The 19,386-nt window shown below is 66.8% G+C and carries 16 protein-coding genes and 1 pseudogene; 8 read left to right on the top strand and 9 right to left on the bottom strand.

Annotation, left to right across the window (positions count from 1 at the left end; translation table 11 throughout):
- Nucleotides 1-141: 141 nt before the first annotated feature.
- On the bottom strand, nucleotides 142-1,878 hold the full coding sequence (gene ctaD, locus ACFXN1_RS09600; protein WP_354835118.1) for a cytochrome c oxidase subunit I: 1,737 nt from the start codon (nucleotides 1,876-1,878) through the stop codon (nucleotides 142-144).
- A 200-nt stretch (nucleotides 1,879-2,078) separates the two neighbouring features.
- Here ctaD and ACFXN1_RS09595 point away from each other — a divergent pair, with 200 nt between their 5' ends.
- Complete coding sequence (locus ACFXN1_RS09595) at nucleotides 2,079-3,203, top strand: ABC transporter substrate-binding protein (RefSeq protein WP_379437700.1); 1,125 nt, start codon at nucleotides 2,079-2,081, stop codon at nucleotides 3,201-3,203.
- Between the two features lie 306 nt (nucleotides 3,204-3,509).
- On the opposite strand, the gene nrdF is transcribed toward ACFXN1_RS09595, so the two are convergent.
- The 3 genes from nrdF to ACFXN1_RS09580 form a co-directional block, all read right to left on the bottom strand.
- Entirely contained in the window at nucleotides 3,510-4,472 is a 963-nt protein-coding gene (nrdF, locus tag ACFXN1_RS09590; protein WP_354835114.1) for a class 1b ribonucleoside-diphosphate reductase subunit beta, read from the bottom strand.
- Nucleotides 4,473-4,782: 310 nt separating this feature from the next.
- Entirely contained in the window at nucleotides 4,783-5,070 is a 288-nt protein-coding gene (locus tag ACFXN1_RS09585) for a magnesium transporter (protein ID WP_379437699.1), read from the bottom strand.
- Entirely contained in the window at nucleotides 5,067-5,561 is a 495-nt protein-coding gene (locus ACFXN1_RS09580; RefSeq protein ID WP_379437697.1) for a CBS domain-containing protein, read from the bottom strand. The genes ACFXN1_RS09585 and ACFXN1_RS09580 overlap by 4 nt, the downstream gene beginning before the upstream one ends.
- A 158-nt stretch (nucleotides 5,562-5,719) precedes the next feature.
- Between ACFXN1_RS09580 and ACFXN1_RS09575 the strand changes: the two genes are divergently transcribed.
- Both ACFXN1_RS09575 and ACFXN1_RS09570 read left to right on the top strand, forming a co-directional pair.
- Nucleotides 5,720-6,388, top strand: a complete 669-nt coding sequence (locus ACFXN1_RS09575; RefSeq protein ID WP_354835110.1) for a response regulator transcription factor — start codon at nucleotides 5,720-5,722, stop codon at nucleotides 6,386-6,388.
- Nucleotides 6,385-7,689 carry a sensor histidine kinase gene (locus ACFXN1_RS09570; RefSeq protein WP_379437695.1) on the top strand — a complete coding sequence of 435 codons (1,305 nt, stop codon included), beginning with the start codon at nucleotides 6,385-6,387 and terminating at the stop codon, nucleotides 7,687-7,689. The genes ACFXN1_RS09575 and ACFXN1_RS09570 overlap by 4 nt, the downstream gene beginning before the upstream one ends.
- A 24-nt stretch (nucleotides 7,690-7,713) precedes the next feature.
- Here the strand turns inward: ACFXN1_RS09570 and ACFXN1_RS09565 are convergent, their stop codons facing one another.
- Nucleotides 7,714-8,979: an MFS transporter gene (locus ACFXN1_RS09565; RefSeq protein WP_379438939.1), complete on the bottom strand. Its 1,266-nt coding sequence runs from the start codon at nucleotides 8,977-8,979 to the stop codon at nucleotides 7,714-7,716.
- Between the two features lie 57 nt (nucleotides 8,980-9,036).
- Between ACFXN1_RS09565 and ACFXN1_RS09560 the strand changes: the two genes are divergently transcribed.
- Nucleotides 9,037-9,693, top strand: coding sequence for a histidine phosphatase family protein (locus tag ACFXN1_RS09560; RefSeq protein ID WP_379402326.1), 657 nt, complete (start codon nucleotides 9,037-9,039; stop codon nucleotides 9,691-9,693).
- A gap of 313 nt (nucleotides 9,694-10,006) precedes the next feature.
- Entirely contained in the window at nucleotides 10,007-11,287 is a 1,281-nt protein-coding gene (locus tag ACFXN1_RS09555) for a PucR family transcriptional regulator (protein WP_379438938.1), read from the top strand.
- A gap of 42 nt (nucleotides 11,288-11,329) precedes the next feature.
- Here the strand turns inward: ACFXN1_RS09555 and ACFXN1_RS09550 are convergent, their stop codons facing one another.
- Nucleotides 11,330-12,526, bottom strand: a complete 1,197-nt coding sequence (locus tag ACFXN1_RS09550) for a lipase family protein (protein WP_379438937.1) — start codon at nucleotides 12,524-12,526, stop codon at nucleotides 11,330-11,332.
- A 290-nt stretch (nucleotides 12,527-12,816) separates the two neighbouring features.
- Here ACFXN1_RS09550 and ACFXN1_RS09545 point away from each other — a divergent pair, with 290 nt between their 5' ends.
- Nucleotides 12,817-13,059: a hypothetical protein gene (locus ACFXN1_RS09545; RefSeq protein ID WP_364613198.1), complete on the top strand. Its 243-nt coding sequence runs from the start codon at nucleotides 12,817-12,819 to the stop codon at nucleotides 13,057-13,059.
- A gap of 36 nt (nucleotides 13,060-13,095) precedes the next feature.
- Here ACFXN1_RS09545 and ACFXN1_RS09540 read toward each other — a convergent pair whose 3' ends face one another.
- Nucleotides 13,096-14,106 (bottom strand): alpha/beta hydrolase, encoded by a 1,011-nt coding sequence (locus ACFXN1_RS09540; RefSeq protein WP_379438936.1) that lies wholly within the window; start codon nucleotides 14,104-14,106, stop codon nucleotides 13,096-13,098.
- 829 nt (nucleotides 14,107-14,935) lie between these two features.
- On the opposite strand from ACFXN1_RS09540, the gene ACFXN1_RS09535 reads away from it, so the two are divergent.
- Nucleotides 14,936-15,430 carry an EamA family transporter gene (locus ACFXN1_RS09535; RefSeq protein WP_379438934.1) on the top strand — a complete coding sequence of 165 codons (495 nt, stop codon included), beginning with the start codon at nucleotides 14,936-14,938 and terminating at the stop codon, nucleotides 15,428-15,430.
- A 174-nt stretch (nucleotides 15,431-15,604) separates the two neighbouring features.
- Nucleotides 15,605-15,916: pseudogene (locus tag ACFXN1_RS09530) on the top strand (HNH endonuclease signature motif containing protein); the annotation flags it as partial.
- A gap of 345 nt (nucleotides 15,917-16,261) precedes the next feature.
- Here the strand turns inward: ACFXN1_RS09530 and ACFXN1_RS09525 are convergent.
- Nucleotides 16,262-17,227 carry a DUF2332 domain-containing protein gene (locus tag ACFXN1_RS09525; RefSeq protein WP_379438933.1) on the bottom strand — a complete coding sequence of 322 codons (966 nt, stop codon included), beginning with the start codon at nucleotides 17,225-17,227 and terminating at the stop codon, nucleotides 16,262-16,264.
- Nucleotides 17,228-17,304: 77 nt separating this feature from the next.
- The gene (nrdE, locus tag ACFXN1_RS09520) at nucleotides 17,305-19,386 is read right to left on the bottom strand and encodes a class 1b ribonucleoside-diphosphate reductase subunit alpha (protein ID WP_379438945.1); all 2,082 of its coding nucleotides are present in this window, start codon (nucleotides 19,384-19,386) and stop codon (nucleotides 17,305-17,307) included.

Raw genomic sequence — 19,386 nt, 5'->3', positions numbered from 1 at the left:
TCTGGCAAAAACCGGGCGGCCTTACGAGCGGGAGATATATACGAGTGCGGGACGCCCGCGGTCGGGTCGGCACTCCCCTCCCCGAAAACAACGCGGCACCCGTCGTCAGACGGGTGCCGCGTTGGTGTTCAGGTGTCGAGACTAGCTGGAAACCTTCTCCAGCTCCTTGACGGTGTGGGACTTGGAGCCCCAGCCGACATGGGCCTCGGCGCGCATGCGCTCGACCATGTGCGGGTAGTGCAGCTCGAACGCGGGACGCTCGGAGCGGATGCGCGGCAGCTCGTAGAAGTTGTGCCGCGGCGGCGGGCAGGAGGTCGCCCATTCGAGCGAGTTGCCGTAGCCCCACGGGTCGTCCACGGTCACGACCTCGCCGTAGCGGTAGGACTTGAAGACGTTCCAGATGAACGGCAGCATCGACGAACCCAGGATGAAGGCACCGATCGTGGAGATGGTGTTCAGGGTGGTGAAGCCGTCCGAGGGCAGGTAGTCGGCGTAGCGACGCGGCATACCCATGTTGCCCAGCCAGTGCTGCACCAGGAACGTGGTGTGGAAGCCGACGAAGGTGGCCCAGAAGTGCCACTTGCCCAGGCGCTCGTCCATCATGCGGCCGGTCATCTTCGGGAACCAGAAGTAGATGCCCGCGAAGGTGGCGAACACGATGGTGCCGAAGAGCACGTAGTGGAAGTGCGCCACCACGAAGTAGGTGTCGGACACGTGGAAGTCCAGCGGCGGCGAGGCCAGGATGACACCCGACAGACCACCGAAGAGGAAGGTCACCAGGAAGCCGACCGACCAGAGCATCGGGGTCTCGAAGGTGAGCTGACCGCGCCACATGGTGCCGATCCAGTTGAAGAACTTCACACCGGTCGGAACCGCGATGAGGAAGGTCATGAACGAGAAGTACGGCAGCAGCACGGCACCGGTGGCGTACATGTGGTGCGCCCACACCGCGATGGACAGCGCCGCGATACCCAGCGTCGCGTAGACCAGCGTGGTGTAACCGAAGATCGGCTTACGGCTGAAGACCGGGAAGATCTCCGACACGATGCCGAAGAACGGCAGCGCGATGATGTACACCTCGGGGTGGCCGAAGTACCAGAACAGGTGCTGGTAGAGCAGCACGCCGCCGTTGGCCGGGTCGTAGATGTGGCCGCCCAGGTGGCGGTCGTAGGCCAGGCCGAACAGGGCCGCCGTGAGCAGCGGGAAGGCCAGCAGCACCAGCACCGAGGTGACGGCGATGTTCCAGGTGAAGATCGGCATCCGGAACATGGTCATACCCGGGCAGCGCAGGCAGACCACGGTGGTGAGCATGTTGACGCCACCGAGGATCGTGCCCAGACCGGAGACGGCCAGACCCAGGATCCACAGGTCGCCGCCGACGCCCGGGGAGTGGACGATGTCCGACAGCGGGGCGTAGGCGGTCCAGCCGAAGTCGGCCGCGCCACCGGGGGTGATGAAGCCGGCGGTCGCCATGGTTCCGCCGAACAGGTACAGCCAGTAGCTGAACGCGTTCAGACGCGGGAAGGCGACGTCAGGGGCGCCGATCTGCAGCGGCAGGATGATGTTGGCGAAGCCGAACACGATCGCGGTCGCGTAGAAGAGCAGCATGATCGTGCCGTGCATGGTGAACAGCTGGTTGAACTGCTCCGGCGACAGGAACTGCATGCCCGGGCGGGCCAGCTCGGCGCGCATGAGCAGCGCCATGATGCCGCCGACCATGAAGAAGGACATGGCCGTCACCAGGTACATGACGCCGAGAACCTTCGGGTCCGTCGTGGTGACCATCTTGTAGATGAACGATCCCTTCGGACCCGTCCTTTGAGGATAGGGCCGAGCCGCCTCCACAAGGCTGGCCGGCCGCGGTTCTACGGCAGTCACGAAACCTCCACAGGTATGCCATCGTTCGTACGCTGCTTCCGGCGTCCGGTTCGGCACATGACGAACGACGGTGGCTTGCGCTGTGACAGATCGTAAACCGTGTTCCCACAGCGCTCGCTCCGGGTCCTACTCTGTGTCGTATTTCGGCGGCGCCGGTGTCGTAATTGGGAGTCGCCGGGCACGGCTGTAGGCTGCCCCGCATGCCGGTGCGCGAGTCCGCTTCCACCCGAAACACGTTCGCCCCCACCTTCTCCCCCCTGGTCGCTCCCCATTGGCGATCTTTGCGGCATTTGCGCAGTGTGGGATTGGTCTCGGCGGCCACGCTGCTGACGGTGGGTCTGGTCGCGGGATGCGGCAAGACCGATGACAACTCCGCCTCGATCGTGCGCACCACCACGAATATCGCGGGTGCGGGCGTGGTCGGGATCGAGCGCGACACCTCCAAGGCGTGCCCGCTGCCGTCCAGCCCGGACTCGGCCGCGGGCACGAAGACCGTCGCCCATGCCGCGGGCACCTCGGAGGTACCGGCCGATCCCAAGCGCATCGTGGTGCTCTCCACGTCCGCCCTGGACGCCACCTGCGCGCTGGGGCTGTGGGAGCGCGTGGTCGGCGCGACCACGCTCGCCGGTCCCGCGCCGCAGCCCGGTTATCTGGGCACCGGCGTCGTCGATATTCCCTCGGTCGGCCCGGTGGGCAACCCGGATCCGGCGAAGATCGCGGAGCTGAAGCCGGACCTGATCATCGGCCCGGCCTCCGACAGCTCGCGCTACGACGCACTGAAGGGCATCGCCCCGACGGTGCTGGTCGGTGCGGAGAACGGCTGGCAGGCCACCTTCACCGGTTTCGCGGAGGCCATGGACCGCCAGACCGCCGGGGTCAAGGCGCTCGACGACTACCGCACGGCCGCCAAGGACGCGGGCGTCGCCGCCAATGCCGCCCTCACCCAGGCGTCGGTGATCCGCTTCGAGCCCAATGTCATTCAGGTGCAGGGCGGCAACAGCTTCGCCGCGCAGGTACTGGGCGACGCGGGCGTGCAGCGGCCGCAGCCGCAGCGCGGGGACTCCTTCGACGTGACCAGCCTGAGCAGCCAGGACGCCCGCAACCGGATCGAGGGCGACCTCATCTTCCTCATGTTCGACGGCAAGGACGGCCTCGACTACGGCAAGTCGATCATGAAGGGCGACAACTGGAAACAGCTCGCCGCCGTGAGCGACCGCCGCGAGTTCGCCGTCGACGACGCCATCTGGCACGGCAGCGGCATCACCGCCGCCCGGGCCCTGCTCGACGACGTCCGCAACAACCTCAACGGATACGTCACGGACTGAGCTCCCCCCGCCTCTCCGGACCTTCAGCGCGCGGCCGAGAGCCGTCGACCGTTGGGCACGCGTGCCGGCGGTCGGGGAGCAAACCGATTCTGGTCGTACCCGACGAGTTACCCCGAACGTTGCGAAATCAGTTGCTGCGGTCAGCAAACGGCCCCGAGCGAATCATTGCTCGGGGCCGTTTGCCATGTCTGTCCGTGGGGAACACCCGTGATCACGAAAAGTTCACGATCTTGCTGGTGAACTTCGCGGTCGGCGCTCGGCCGGGTGGCGACTTCCCCGCGGCATCGGGTCGAGCGCCGCGACTTGTCAGAACTCCCAGTCTTCGTCTTCGGTGTTGACGGCCTTGCCGATGACGTAGCTGGAGCCGGAGCCGGAGAAGAAGTCGTGGTTCTCGTCGGCGTTGGGCGAGAGGGCCGAGAGGATGGCCGGGTTGACGTCGCACTCGTCCTTGGGGAACAGGCCCTCGTAGCCGAGGTTCATCAGGGCCTTGTTGGCGTTGTAGCGCAGGAACTTCTTGACGTCCTCGGTGAGGCCGACCTCGTCGTAGAGGTCCTGGGTGTACTCGACCTCGTTCTCGTACAGCTCGAACAGCAGCTCGAAGGTGTATGCCTTGAGCTCCTCGCGCTCGGCCTCGGAGACCAGTTCGAGGCCCTTCTGGTACTTGTAGCCGATGTAGTAGCCGTGCACGGCCTCGTCGCGAATGATCAGGCGGATCATGTCGGCGGTGTTGGTGAGCTTGGCCCGCGAGGACCAGTGCATGGGCAGGTAGAAGCCGGAGTAGAAGAGGAACGACTCCAGCAGGGTGGAGGCGACCTTGCGCTTGAGCGGGTCCTCGCCGTTGTAGTACTCCAGCACGATCTCGGCCTTGCGCTGCAGGTTCCGGTTCTCCTCGGACCAGCGGAAGGCCTCGTCGATCTCGCGGGTCGAGCACAGCGTGGAGAAGATCGAGCTGTAGCTCTTGGCGTGCACCGACTCCATGAAGGCGATATTGGTGAGCACCGCCTCCTCGTGCGGGGTCAGCGCATCCGGGATGAGGCTGACCGCGCCGACCGTGCCCTGGATGGTGTCGAGCAGGGTGAGGCCGGTGAAGACCCGCATGGTGAGTTGCTTCTCATTGGCGGTCAACGTGTTCCAGGACGGGATGTCATTGGAGACCGGGACCTTTTCCGGCAACCAGAAGTTGCCGGTGAGCCGATCCCAGACCTCGGCATCCTTCTCGTCCTGCACGCGGTTCCAGTTGATCGCCGTCACCCGATCGATCAGTTTCACGCCCGCTCACACACCCTTCTCAGCTCACCGGACCCTGCGGAATTCCCTTACCCTGAACACTACTACTGGTAGGTGACATCCCCATGCAGCACAAGAAGTTGTGTCTTCACGTGTCCTCACACTGTCCTGCGAGAATGCGAAACGGGGATGGGCAAGCACGCCACCGACTGCAGAAAATTACAGCGGTGCAATCCGTCACAGCGACCCGGGGTCGGCGTGTCCGTACCCGCCCCAGGTTTGCCGATCAAATGCCCAGCACCACCATGTCAGATCCCCAGCACCACCATGTCAGATCCCCAGCACCACGGTGTCAGATCCCCAGCACCACTTTCGCAGTCGTGAAATAGATGACCAGCCCGGTCGCGTCCACCAGCGTGGTCACCATGGGCACGGAGATGACGGCCGGGTCGATGCGCAGTTTCTTCGCCAGCAGCGGCATGGTTCCGCCGATGGTCGCCGCCCAGGCGCAGATGATCACCAGCGCGATGCCCCCCACCACGGCGATCTTCACGCCCACGAACAGCGTGCCGATCACCATGCCGACCGCGGCCAGCATGCAGCCCAGCAGCAACCCGACCCGGCATTCCCGCCAGATCACGGCGAACAGGTCCGAGGCCCGGACCTCGCCGACCGCGCGCGCACGCAGGTGGTCGCGGCCTGGGCGCCCGCATTGCCGCCGGATCCGATGAGCAGGGGGATGAACAGCGCCAGGTGCGCGGCCTGTTCGAGGGTCGGCTCGAAGAAGTTGGTGACGGTGACGGTCGGGGTCGCGGCGACCAGCAGCAGCATCAGCCACAGGGCGCGGTAGCGGGCCAGCTGGAACACGCCCGCGGCCATGTAGTGCCCGGACCACGGGGTGGTGCCGGCCTGCCGGGCCATGTCCTCGGAATCGGCGGCCTCGATGACCTCGACGGCGTCGTCGATGGTGAGCAGGCCCACCAGGCGGTCCTCGCTGTCCACCACCGGCAGGTTGATCAGGTTGGCGCCCTGCAAGAGCCGGGCCGCCCGCTCCGCCGAGTCGGTGGCGCGCACCGAGACCGGTTCGGCCACAACCAGATCCGCGATCATGGCCTCCGGTGAGCCGAGCACCAGATCGCGCAGCTCGACCTGGCGGGCCGTTCCGTGAGAGGGTCGGAAGCCGGTGGTAGCGCGGCGGTTTGCCGTCGGATCATTTTCCGATCATTTTTCGCCGATCCGGTCGCCGCAGCCGTTGGGCAGGCGTCCGGGATGCCCTACTCTCTGCCTCTGTGCGTGTTTTGGTGCTAGAGGACGACCACCAGCTCTGCCGTGAGGTGACCGATGGGTTGCGCTCGGCCGGGTTCGCGGTGGACCTCGCCCAGAGCATCGCCGACGCGGATTTCAAGATCGCCATCAATCGCTACGACTGCCTGGTGGTGGATCGCGGCCTGCCCGACGGCGACGGCCTGGACCTGGTCGCCGGGGCGCGCAGCGCCGGGCACACGGTGCCCGCGCTCATGCTCACCGGCCGCGACGGGCTCGACGATCGGCTGGCCGGTTTCGAGCACGGCGCCGACGACTACCTGACCAAACCCTTCGCGCTGCCGGAGCTGGTGATGCGGGTGCGGGCGCTGTGCCGCCGCCGCGAACAGCCCACCGCGTCGCGAATCGCGGTGGCGGACATCGATATCGACCTGATGCGCCGCCGAGTCACCCGCGCCGGCATCATGCTGATGCTCACCCCCAAGGAGTTCGCGGTGCTCGAACTCATGGCGACCCGGCGCGGCAGCGTGGTGACCCGCACCGATCTCATCGAGTGCTGCTGGGACGAAATGGCCGAGCCCGCTTCGAATGTGGTGGACGCGGTGGTGGCGAAGCTGCGCCGCAAGCTCGGGGAGCCGAGCGTGATCGAGACCGTGCGGGGTACGGGATTCCTCATCGGCGGCGGGATCTCGTGAGCGCGCACCGCTCTCCCGCCGTGGCCCGGCTGAAACGGGCCCGCTGGATCATGACCGCGCTGGTCACCGTGATCACGGCGACGGCCGTGCTGGTGTTCGGCTTCGTGGCCGCCTCCATCGACGCCCACGCGCGCCAGACCCGGGCGCAGGATCAGGCCGAGCAGGTGGCGGGCGGGCTGGCCCGGGCCATTCAGCACGACGACAAGCAGGTGCTGGACCTGTCCACCGTCATCGACGACGAGCTGGCCAAGGGGTCGACGGCGGTCGTGGTGACAGTGCGCAAACCGGGCGAGCCGTGGAAGCAGGCGCACACCTACCAGCGTTCGCTCATGCCCGACGACACCCAGATCTCCACGCTCGCAACGCAAACCGAGGATCACGCCGACGGCCTGCTGTATCAGGGCAGCCGGTTCGCGGGCACCGACATCACCGGCCGCTCGGTGACGGTGGCGGGCGCCCCGGTGTTCTGGAACGACTGGGACAGCATCGTGGTCATCCTGGCCGGGACCGAGTCCATGGCCGACGCCGGGGCGCATCGAATCCTGGTGTGGGAGTTGATCGCCGGCGGTGGCCTGCTGGTCCTGCTGTCGGCGGCGGCCACCTTCCTGCTGTCGGGGCGCAGTCAGCGGCAGGCGTTGCGCATGCTGGACGAGCACGAGCAGTTCCTCGGCGACGCCGCGCACGAATTGCGTACGCCGCTCACCACATTGAAGCTGCTCACCGAATCCCGGCCCAAGCCCGAGGAGGTGCAGCAGACGCTGGCCGAGGCGCGCCGGCTCGCGGATCGGATGGCGCGCCTGGTGACCGGGCTGCTGGCCCGCGCCCGCATGCAGTCCGGTATCGCCGAACCCGAGCGCACCCTGCTCCGGCTGGACCAGCTGGCCGAGGCGGTGGCCGAGGAGGCCGCCGACGAGCGCATCGTGGTGACCGCGCATCCGAGCGTGGTGGTGGGCGATCCGCAGCTGCTGAGCCTGGCGATCCGGAACATGCTGGAGAACGGGCTGACCCACGGCGCGGTGAATCGGGCCGCGCCGGTCGAGGTGCATGTGGCGGAGGGGCGGGTCAGCATTCGCGACCACGGCCCGGGCGTCGATCCGGTCATGTCGGCCAGCCCGTTCAATCGCGGCGCGGCCGGGCGCAGCGGGCGCAATGGCATCGGGCTGGCCCTGGTCGCCTGGGTGGCGCAGGCGCACGGCGGCAATGCCTCCATCGAGCCCGCGGTCGGCGGCGGCACCATCGCCACGCTGTGGCTACCGCCCGCCGACATCACGGTGGGCAGTCCGGTCGCCGCGCACCGGTAGCGAAACCCGGTGCGCGGCCGGGGTTCACCCGGCGTCGAGCGGCTTGCGGCCGCTGATCGGACCCCAGAGGCCGATGAGCACGACCATGATCACCAGGGCCACGGTGATGACGGTGAACACCGCGCCCGGCCCGCGGCGGTCCAGCAGCGGCAGCAGCAGGAACGGCTGCACGGCCGTGCTCAGCTTGGACAGTGAATAGGTGGTGCCCGACGCGGTGCCGCGCACGCTGGTCGGGAAGGACTCCGGCAGATAGGTGTGGATGGCGTCGGAGAACACATTGCTGGCCAGGGTGAACAACCCGCCCGACACCAGGATCAGCGGCACGGCGGTGGCGAAACCGAAGACCAGGCCGAACACCGCCATCAGGGCGGCGCTGCCCATCACCAGGTATTTCCGTTCCACGCGCTCCATCAGCGGAATGGCCAGCAGCGAGCCCAGCGGGTAGCCGAGATAGGTGATGGCCAGGTATCCGAGGGAGTTCACCACCGTGAATCCCTTGTGCTGCAATACCAGGACGGCGAGGGTGCCGAACCCGTAGTAGCCGAAGACCTGCAGGATCATCACCGCGGAGAACAAGGTGGTGCGGCCCCGGAAGGGCCGGCGCAGGATCTCGGTGAAGGACACGCGCTGCCGGGTCCGGCCCGCCTCCCAGTACGGCGACTCCGGCATGTGCCGCCGCGCCACGAACACCAGCGCCGCGCCGAGGCCGCCGAGCACGAACAGCCAGCGCCAGCCGTCGATCCCGAGGGGCCGCAGCGGCACCAGCCAGCGGGCCAGGAAGCCGACGGCGGGGACCGCGCAGAAGCCGAGGGTGTAGGCGATGGCGATCATCCGCCCGCGCACCCGGGCGGGCATGGTCTCCGACAGGTAGGTGTCGGAGACCGTCATCTCCGCCCCGATGCCGAGACCGGCCAGCGCCCGGGTGGCCATCAGGAACCACACGTTCGGGGTGAACGCGCCCAGCAGCGTGAACCCCGCGTACAGGCCGATGTTCACCATGAACATGCGCCGGCGGCCGAACACGTCCGAGAGCCGCCCGATCACCAGCGCGCCCAGGAACTGGCCCGCGAAGGCCGAGGCCAGGATGCCGCTGAGCTGGTAGGTGGACAGGTGCAGCTGCTGCCGCAGCACGCCGGTGATGGTGCCGGCCAGGAACAGCTCGTAGAGGTCGAAGAACAGGCCCATGCCGACCAGGGCGACCAGCCTGTAGTGCACGGAACCCAGCGGCAGATCGTCCAGTCGCACCGGCGGACCGGTCCGGGCATCGCGGGCGTCACCGAATGTGGTCATCGCCCACACTTAACATTTCGGCGGGCGGACGGCCATGGTTGCGCGCACGATATATGGGTGGACGCGACGGGAGCGGGACTGGAATCACTGACCATGGTGCGACACGGCCAGAGCACCGTCAACGCGGCGCCGTACACCGGGTCGGAGGAATTCATCACGGGCACACGGGATGCCGACGTGCCGCTGACCGAGCTGGGCGCGGCGCAGGCGGCGGCGGCCGGGAGACGGCTGGCCGGGTTCGATCCGGGCTTCGACCTGGTGCTCTGCTCGCCGTACCTGCGCACCCGCGAGACCGCCCGCATCGCGCTCGTTTTCCTGTCGACGCCGCCCGTGCACTTCGACGAGCGGATCCGGGACCGGGAGCCCGGGGTGCTGTTCGGGCTCACCAGGATCGGCATTCAGCGCCGCTACCCGGACGAATTCCGGGCGATGCAGCGCTCGGGCGGCTTCTACCATCGCCCGCCGGGCGGCGAATCCTGGCCCGACGTCGCGCTCCGGCTGCGGGCCGTGCTCCGCGAAATGCACGGCCATGTCCTGGTTTTCACCCATGACATCGCAATCGTGCTGACCCGCTACATCTTCGGGGATCTGGACGAGGCCGAGATCAGCGCCCAGACCAGCGCCCAGGTCCGCAATGCTTCCATAACCCGTTGGGAGCGAGGCGATTCCGGGATGCGGCTCACCGCGTACAACGACACGAGCCACCTGGGCTGATCACCGCCCCGGGCATGTCCACCCGGGCTGACAGGATTCCGTTCCGAGGTGGAGTCGGATAGATCACCCCGGTGGCGCTCTCGCGCCTCGGGCGAGCGCCCGTTTCACCCGCGTGTCCACGCGAATTGCCCCGCGTCGACGCTGCCCGGCCGTCATGCGGGGCCGGCCTGGCGCATGTGAGAAGTCACAAGAGCGCCGAAAGCGCATTACTGTGCCTCACAGGAGAGATCGATCCGGCCGCTGGTACTCGCGGCATGCGTTAGCGTTTCAGGTCCCGGAAGGGGCGCAACCCGGGGGTGGAAGGGAGTCACGGATGTCCGTGGGAATTCCGGCCCGGGCGGGGCTCACCGTGTCGGGCAACCCGATATCGTCGCCGCTCAAGGATGTGCGCGGGCTCGCGCAGCACATGGTGGGGCATTTCGTCGAAACCGTCGCGCCGTGCGGGACGCTGCCCGGCGACGCCATTCACGGCGACGTCACCGCCATCACCCGCACCTGCCTGGAGCTGGCGGTGGGCATGCTGGACGGGCGCGACATTCCGGAGAAGACCAAGCGTTTGGAGGAGGCCGCCGCGCAGTGGGCGCGGGAGGGCATACCGATCGACACCATCCACCACGCCATCCACGAGGGCTTCAAGATCGGCTCGGAGCTGGTGATGGCCAATGCCATGGCCGGGCACGTGCGCCGCGAGGACGACGACGGCGATGTCACGCTGGTCATCGCGGCCGCCGACATGGACAGCATCATGGGCGGGGCCAAACTCGTGGTGGAGCTGCTGGACCGGATGACCTCCGCGGTGGCCATGGCCTATGTGCGGGAGCTGCGGTCGGTGGTGAGCGAACACCACACCGCAGTGCACACGCTCACCTCCGCGCTGCTGGGCGGGCACAGCACCTCCACCATGGCGCGCGAATGCGGGATCGAGATCGCCGAGACGTATCACGTACTGGCGCTGGCGATTCCCGAACATCCCGAGGAGCACTCCCCCACCGTGGACGGTGCGGTGGTGGCACGGCGCAAGCTGCGCCGGGTACAGGCCGAACTGGCCCACCGGTATCCCGACCGGGTGCTGTCGCTGCTGAGCGTGGACGGCGGCACGCTGCTGGTGCCGGTCACGGCGCTCGCGGACGAGCAGCTGGACGAACTGGTCGAACAGCTGTCGCGGGCGGCCCGGGTTCCGATCACCGCCACACTGGTTTCCGCTGCGCCGCAACAGATTCCGGATGCCGCCGACCAGGCGCACGAGCTGCTCGACATCGTGCACCGGCTGCGGCTGGTGCGCGGGCTGTTCCGCTTCGACGAACTGGCACTGGAATATCAGCTCACCCGGCCGGGACCGGGCCGCGATCATCTGGGGTCGCTGCTGGATCCGCTCGACGAGCACGCCGAGCTGCTGGAGACGCTGCAGTCGCACATCAGCAACAACCTGAACCGGCAGCGCACGGCGCGCATGCTGCACGTGCACACCAATACCGTGGACTACCGGCTCAAGCGGATAGGGCAGCTGACCGGGTTCGATCCCACCCAAGCGTCGGGGCTGTGGTATCTGCGTTCGGCGTTGGTGGCCCGCACCTATCAGGCGGCAGGCTGCTGACCTGCAGCGGTCGGCCCGCCCGTCGATAGTCGGCCGGCGGGTTCAGCAGTTGGTCGGTGCCGGCTCGCCGCGCAGGCGGGCATCCAGCCAGGCGAGCGCGGGCGGGAGACCGAGGACGGCGGCGGTGAGATGGTCGGGCACCGGAACCTGCACGCTCCACACCTGCGCGCCGGCCGCACAGTAGCGGTGCACGGTGTCCACCACGGCGTCCACGGGAATCAGGCCGTCGATGGGTGAATGCCATTCGAAGACAGGCATATCGGGGATGCCGGGGTACAGCTCCAGGCTGTTCTCCTCCACCACCGAGCGGGCCTGCGGGTCCTCGGTCATGACCGTCGACTTGGCGATATCCAGCGCGCCCTGGCCCGCACCGGCGGCCAGAATGTCATTGGTGCAGCTGTTGAGCAGCCGGTCGCGCACGGCCAGACCGTGCGCGTTGAGCTGGTCGGTGAGCGGGAATCGGTCCGGGTATTCGCGTTCCAGGCCCAGTCCGGCCGCCAGCGCCAGCCCGAAGGCCGGATGCCGGTTCATGCCCAGGGTTTCCAGCATGCTGACCAGGTTCATCGGCACGCCGCCCATGGCCGCGCCCGCGAGGTGCAGGTCGGGGGCGTAGGTGGCGGCCAGCGCCGCGGCCCACGCGGTGGCCATGCCGCCGCCCGAGTATCCGGCCATGGCGACCGGACTGTGCTCGACCCGCAGATCCGGCACCCGCTGCACGGCGCGGATGCCGTCCAGGGTGATCTGACCGCCGAGTTTGGCCGCGCCGTAGGCGAATCGGGGTCCGAGGTGGTCGGGCAGGGCCAGGGTCCAGCCGCGCTGCAGCAGCACGTTCCAGGCGGGGGCCTCGCGGACCACGAGGTTCGGGTCGCTGGTGTAGAGCGCGCGGGAGACCGCGCACTGCGCGCCGAGGCCGTTGATGATCTGCTGGTAGGACAGCACCGGCGCGTCCGGGCGGCGGTTGTGCGGGGACAGCACCGTGGTGGTGGCCGCGATGGGCCGGCCGGTGGAGTCGGTGGAGCGGAACTTGATCAGCGTGATATCGGTGTCGGGGAAGGTGGGCAGTGCGGGCATGGCGCGCACGGCGAGCACGTCGCCGGACTGGTGGTCGGCCAGATCGGCGGGGGCGGCGTAGAAGGGGTCCGGATCGGGCGCGGCGAGAAGTGGCTGTGCGGCAGCCGATCCCGCGGCGACGGTCAGCAGCAGCGCGCCGATCACCGCGATGGGAACACGAATCCTCATGCCGGGCAGCGTAGGAAGGCGCGGTGTGCCGGAACAGAGGGGAGGACGAACCTTCCGAATAGTCACAATGGGCATCGTGATCGTTTGTGAGCGCGTGTCCAGTCTGGGGTGCCAACATTTCTGTTCCAATGCGTAACAACTAGCCTCGCGCGGCGCTTGTGACATTTCCAAGGTCGAACCGGAACACGTTCCCGTGCAAACCAATCCAGTTACTTTCGGTTACAGAGACGCGCAGCCGCCGCAGGGGTCGGCTCGCGCGTCTCCCCGCCACTATTCGAGGAGCAGCACGCATGGCCGGCATCACCGAAGGCAAGGTTCTGTTCGACAGCATCGGGGAGGCGCTCACCCATCGCGTCACCGTGTACCTGGGCGGGCCCGACGAAGGGGCCGAGCTCACCATGGAATACGCGGCCACCTGGAAAGAGGCGTCGGACTTCACCGTGGCGGCCGTGCACGCCGGACTGGCCGTGACGGTGGACAGCCGGATCCGGCCGGGACTCCGCCGACTGCCCCGCTACGGATTCCGGCACTGAGATACCGTGCGCCCCAAGCGCATTCGGGCGGTGCTATTACCGCCCGGAGGCCGGGGCGAACGCGGAGGCGAGGGTATCCCAGGCCGGGCCCAGCTCGGCGGAGAAGTCCTCCCAGGCGTGAATTCCGCTCGGCTCGTAGTGCACGGTGGCGGGAATTCCCAAGTCGCTCAGTCGTTTCGCGAAATGCTCGGTGCAGACGCGGGCGCCGGCCTCCAGCACCACGCCGCCCCCGGCGGCCTCCAGGGCGGCGGGGATGTCGGGCGACTTCAGCACCTGGGTCAGATCGGGCAGGCCCGGGAGACCGGAGGCGGCCGACAGATAGATCACGGTGCCGCGCAGGGCTTCCGCCCAGACGGTGCTGTCGTGGATCAGCCAGTCGAAGGTGCCGGGCGGGCCCCACAGGTTCATGATGTTGCCGCCGCGCGAGGCGACGGTGAGCGCGGTGATCGCACTGCCGGAGGGGTCGATGGTCGAGTAGCAGCCGCTCAATCCGGCGACGGCACGGTAGAAGCCGGGGTGGCGGTGGGCGAGCATCATCGCGCCCTGCGCGCCCATCGAGACGCCCGCGATGGCCCGGCGGCCGTCGGAGTGCAGATAGGGCTCGATGGCGCCGGGTAGCTCGGCGGTCAGGAAGGTCTCCCAGCGGTTCCAGCCGAGCGCGGCGTCGGCATGCAGCCAGTCGGTGTACATGCTGCCGGTCGCGCCCGCGGGCAGGACCACGTCGACGGGCTTGTCCGCGAAGAATTCCGCCGCGTGCCCCTTGGTCAGCCAGTCGGACACGCCCTCGGCGTCCACCCCGTCCAGCAGATAGAGGGTGGGCCGGGGACCCGTGCCGGAGCCGTGCAGCACATCGAGAGCGACGTTGCGGCCCATGGCGGCGGAGGTGACCTCCACCCGCTCCCAGTTCGGGCCGAACTGATGCACCCGGGTCACATCCGCCGGGGAGGCGGCCCGGTACGGCATTCCGGCATGGGCGGTCGCGCCCAGCGGCGGGCACGCGAGTATCGCCAGCGCCACCGCGACCCCGGCGGCAGCCCGGGACCTCACGACTCCGCTCCCGTATCGGGAATCATCCGAATCATGTTGTGCGACAAGCTAACTCCTCACGCGGGGCGTGATATCCGAAGAACCCACCGAGCGGGTGCGAGGTTGGCCGCTCGGTGGGTCTTTCATCCGATGGGAGTGCAGTTGGGACTGCACCGGCAGTACATGTCTCGAACAAGCAGTCCTCGGCATGCGGGGGCAGGAGAGGACTTCTTACTCACCTCCAAAAACGGGAGTCCTGATGCGATTCCGATTCCGGCATCGACCGCGCAGTTCGGTGACTCGATACCCGAATCACAGCGAGCCTAACCAGGCTCGAACCGTGATCGGCAGGGCGCGAGCCACCTTCTGGAGAGTTCACAACAACGGGCGGCGCGGCCGTGGGATCGACCACAGCAGCGGTTATCCCCGCCGCGTCGCCTACTGGTCAATCCCCCGAAACGCGTTGTCAACCAGCCGTTTTCACCTCGAGAATCACGTTGACCAGCACATTGCCGCCGGGCCAGGTCCGTACCGGATTGTTTGGCCTAGACCATCCGGACCGATACCCAATCCGGATTCGATGCAATCGAGAGGAAAATCACGCGTGCAGTCGATGGGATATCCGAACCTGGCGGTCTCCGTCTTCCTGCACCGGGCTGGAACGTCGCCCTGAGCCGGCTCCGCCGCCTCGATCTGCTTCAGCACCATCTACTTCGCACTGCCCGAGAAGGCTTACGCCACCGCCCCGGTCGTCGAGGTCTACCCGATCGTGCGCGGCAGCTCCCCGGTCCTGGTCGTCGCCGCCTCCGCCATCGTCGGGACGACCATCGTATGGACCCGCTGGCTGGGCGTGGCCTTCCTCGCCTCCGGCGTCCTGCTGATCGCCGTCTCCCGAGCCCGGCCGGCCGCTCCGGGCATCACCGGCGGCCGCCGATCCGTCTTGTGGGGTCTCACAATCGGCTGCTGCGTAGCCTCCTACACACTCTTCGACGGTGTTGGTGTTCATCACGCCGCGCCCATTCCCTACCTCGTCACGGTCATGGGCGGCTCCGGAATTGCCCTGAAGGTCAAGGACATAGCCCGCGGCAACCATGCCGGCACGCTTTCCCTACGCTCACTTCCCCTCACCGCCATCGGTGGTGCGGCAATGCTCGGAGCCTTCGGTCTGACGCCGATCGCTATGACCCAGCTGCCGGTGGCGGTGGTGGCGAGCGCTCGAGAATCCAGCATTGTCGTGGGCGCGATTCTCAATCGAATCCTGCTCGACGAAAGGATTTCTCGACAAGGCGCGATCGGGATCGCAAGTGCATTAACAGGAACGGTGGTCATTGGATTACCGGCTTGAGAATTGGGCGTGACCCTTGCCGAATTATATTGCGATACTGGACAATTCGGATTCATTGAATGATCTTCGAGCGGTAGAATGGGGGTATGGATTGGGGTGGGCAAATCATCGATGACATCACCGCGGTGGACGCGGTCGGTGTGAGGCTGCACCCGACCTGGCTGTAATGCACCGGCCACCATGAGCGCCGTGCACCACATCACCGAATGGGCCCACCGCGGCGCCACCGACATCGAGAACCTGACATTGGCTTGCGATGCCTGTCACGCGATGATCCACGACGGGCCCGGTGGCTGGAAAACCGTTGTCATGCCCCCGGATTCCGAACACGCGGGTCGGACGGGTTGGATCGCGCCAGTGCATATCGACCCCTCCCGGACCCCGCAGGTCAACGACCGCCACCACGCCGGGGAGTTGATGGCCGCGAAGCTGGCCCAGATCCGCGACCGCACCCGCCCACCGGTGCGGTGGTGGTCACGTCCCTAACTCCCGGTCGAGCCTCACCGAAGGTGGGGCCCTTCGGGCTGCGTCCACACCGGCTGCTCGTGCCCAACCGGCGTACGCAGGGACGAGACAGCGTGGTTGCGTTGCCAGCCCTACCGGACTTGGGCTCACGCCAACCTGGGAACCGTTACCCGCCGATCCCGGCCCAGGGACTGCACGGATCACCTTCTACAGACACACCGACGTCAAGCTTCAAAAAGGTGGGGGCGGGAACGGGAGATCGGCCTCGCAAGCTCGGCACCCTCTCTCCTCCAGGCATCTTCGTCCTTTGATCTTTTCTCTCTTTGGTTTTGGTTCTTCGGCTTTTGTTTTCTGGTCCTTTGCCTTTCAGCACTTCCCGAACCAGTCGAGGCTCTGCCCGTGCGGGCGCGTATACGCCATCGGAACGCCGTTCGATGCAAGTACCAGGTGCACGTCTGCCGGTCCAGCCGGGAGTACATCGGTGCCGAAATCAACTACTCCCGGCGGCTCATTGGTAATCCACTCACATGGAAGCTGTCGCATCATCGCCGGGAAAGCCGCACGGTCGGCGCGGGCCAGATAGAGCAGGACAGCACTACCGAAAACGATGACGGGTATATCGGAAGGAGCCTCGTGGACCAGGTCCGCCAGGGCATTGCTGAGATCGCCCCGCACCAGATGCGGCGGGTTCTCCCGGGCGATGGCGGCGGCATTGCGCAAGCGGTCCAGGCGGTTTCGCTGTTCGGGCCAGACGAGAGATTCCAGCCAGCGCATGTCCTCGGGATCCCGGACATCGAGCGGGTTGAGGTCGATACCCGCGCGGTGCACGACGTTCGGTAGTTCGGTGGGCAGTGGCGGGTTGCCGGTGGTGGCGCATGGCAGGACGACGGTCGAGCGCCCGTCCCGGGGGTCGAGGGTGGGGCCGTCGTCGTAGGTGTAGCTGTACCGGTCGGGGTACAGGCACAGTCCGGCAGAGGCACCGAATTCTATGAGCGCCACCGGATCCGAGCCGTGCCGGGCGAGCAGCGGGAGCAGGGTCGCGGTCCGGCCCACCTCGTTGGTCTGGGTGCGACGGGTCATGGCGACATCCCGGACCCCGGGCCAGTTGGTGATCAGGAAGTCCTTGAACTCCTCGAATGGCCCCACCGTCACGCCCAGGTAGCGGGCCGCACCGAGGATCAGGTTGGGCTGGCGCTTGTGCACGGGCAGGGTGTCGATGAGGGCGAGAAGCTCTGCGGCCCCGGCGATTCCGAGGCACCAGTGCTCGTAGCAGGGCGAGTAGCCCTGTACCTCCTTCTCGGCGAATGCCCGGTATCGATCGGCGGTTTCCATCCTGCCTCCCCCACATCGGCTTTCACGAAAAAGGGCGTCCGCGGCAGTTGCCGGGACGCCCTTATCGATAGCACCTGTCAGAGCATGCAGCTCACGCAGCCCTCGACTTCGGTTCCTTCCAGGGCCATCTGGCGGATGCGGATGTAGTAGAGGGTCTTGATGCCCTTGCGCCAGGCGTAGATCTGGGCCCGGTTGACGTCGCGGGTGGTGGCGCTGTCCTTGAAGAACAGGGTCAGGGACAGGCCCTGGTCGACGTGCTGCGTCGCCGCGGCGTAGGTGTCGATGATCTTCTCGTAGCCGATGTCGTAGGCGTCCTCGAAGTATTCGAGGTTGTCGTTGGTCAGGTAGGGGGCCGGGTAGTAGACGCGGCCGATCTTGCCTTCCTTGCGGATCTCGATCTTGGACGCCACCGGGTGGATGGAGCTGGTGGAGTGGTTGATGTAGGAGATCGAGCCGGTCGGCGGCACCGCCTGCAGGTTCTGGTTGTAGATGCCGTGCTCCATGACCGACGCCTTCAGCGCGCGCCAGTCGTCCTGGGTGGGGATGTGGACGCCGGCGTCGGCGAAGATCTGGGCGACGCGGTCGGTCTTGGGCTCCCACGCCTGGTCGGTGTACTTGTCGAAGAACTCGCCGGTGGCGTACTTCGAGTCGGCGAAGCCGCCGAACGCCGAACCCCGCTCCATCGCAATCAGATTCGAGGCGCGGATCGCGTGGTAGGCGATCGTGTAGAAGTAGATGTTGGTGAAGTCCACGCCCTCTTCGGAGCCGTAGTGGACCCGCTCGCGCGCCAGGTAGCCGTGCAGGTTCATCTGGCCCAGGCCGATGGCGTGGGACTCGTTGTTGCCCTGCTCGATCGAGGGCACCGAATAGATGTGGGTCTGGTCAGACACCGCGGTCAGCGCGCGAATCGCGACCTCGACCGACTTGCCGAGGTCCGGCGAGTCCATGGTCTTGGCGATGTTCAACGAACCCAGGTTGCACGAGATGTCCTTGCCCACCTTGGCGTAGGACAGGTCGTCGTTGAACTCCGACGCGGTGGAGACCTGCAGGATCTCCGAGCACAGGTTGGAGTGGGTGATCTTGCCCGCGACCGGGTTGGCCCGGTTCACGGTGTCCTCGTACATGATGTACGGGTAGCCCGACTCGAACTGCAGCTCGGCGATGGTCTGGAAGAACTCGCGAGCCTTGATCTTCGACTTGCGGATCCGCTTGTCGTCGACCATCTCGTAGTACTTCTCGGTCACATTGATGTCGGCGAACGGCACGCCGTAGATGCGCTCCACGTCGTATGGCGAGAACAGGTACATGTCCTCGTTCTTCTTCGCCAGCTCGAAGGTGATGTCCGGAATCACCACACCCAGCGACAGCGTCTTGATGCGGATCTTCTCGTCCGCGTTCTCCCGCTTGGTGTCCAGGAACCGGTAGATGTCGGGGTGGTGCGCGTGCAGGTACACCGCACCCGCGCCCTGCCGCGCACCCAGCTGGTTGGCGTAGGAGAACGAGTCCTCCAGCAGCTTCATGATCGGGATGACACCGGAGGACTGGTTCTCGATCTTCTTGATCGGCGCGCCGGCCTCACGAATATTGCTGAGCAACAGGGCAACACCGCCGCCGCGCTTGGACAGCTGCAGGGCGGAGTTGATGGAGCGGCCGATCGACTCCATATTGTCTTCGATGCGGAGCAGGAAGCAGGACACCGGCTCGCCGCGCTGCTGCTTGCCCGAGTTGAGGAAGGTGGGGGTGGCCGGCTGGAAGCGGCCGTCCATGATCTCCTCGACCAGCTCGCGCGCCAGGGTCTCGTCACCGGCGGCCAGGGCCAGGGCCACCATGCACACGCGGTCCTCGAAACGCTCCAGGTAGCGCTTGCCGTCGAAGGTCTTCAGCGTGTACGAGGTGTAGTACTTGAACGCGCCGAGGAAGGTCGGGAACCGGAACTTCTTGGCGTACGCCTGCTTGAACAGCTGCTTGACGAACTCACGCGAGTACTGGTCGAGAACCTCGGTCTCGTAGTAGTTCTCGCGCACCAGGTAGTCGAGCTTCTCCTCCAGATTGTGGAAGAAGACCGTGTTCTGGTTGACGTGCTGCAGGAAGTACTGATGCGCGGCTTCCCGGTCCTTGTCGAACTGGATCTCGCCGTTGGGGCCATACAGGTTCAGCAT

This window comes from Nocardia sp. NPDC059154 (genome assembly GCF_042755705.1).
Taxonomy (GTDB): domain Bacteria; phylum Actinomycetota; class Actinomycetes; order Mycobacteriales; family Mycobacteriaceae; genus Nocardia.
This window is presented reverse-complemented; position numbering and strand designations above follow the sequence as displayed.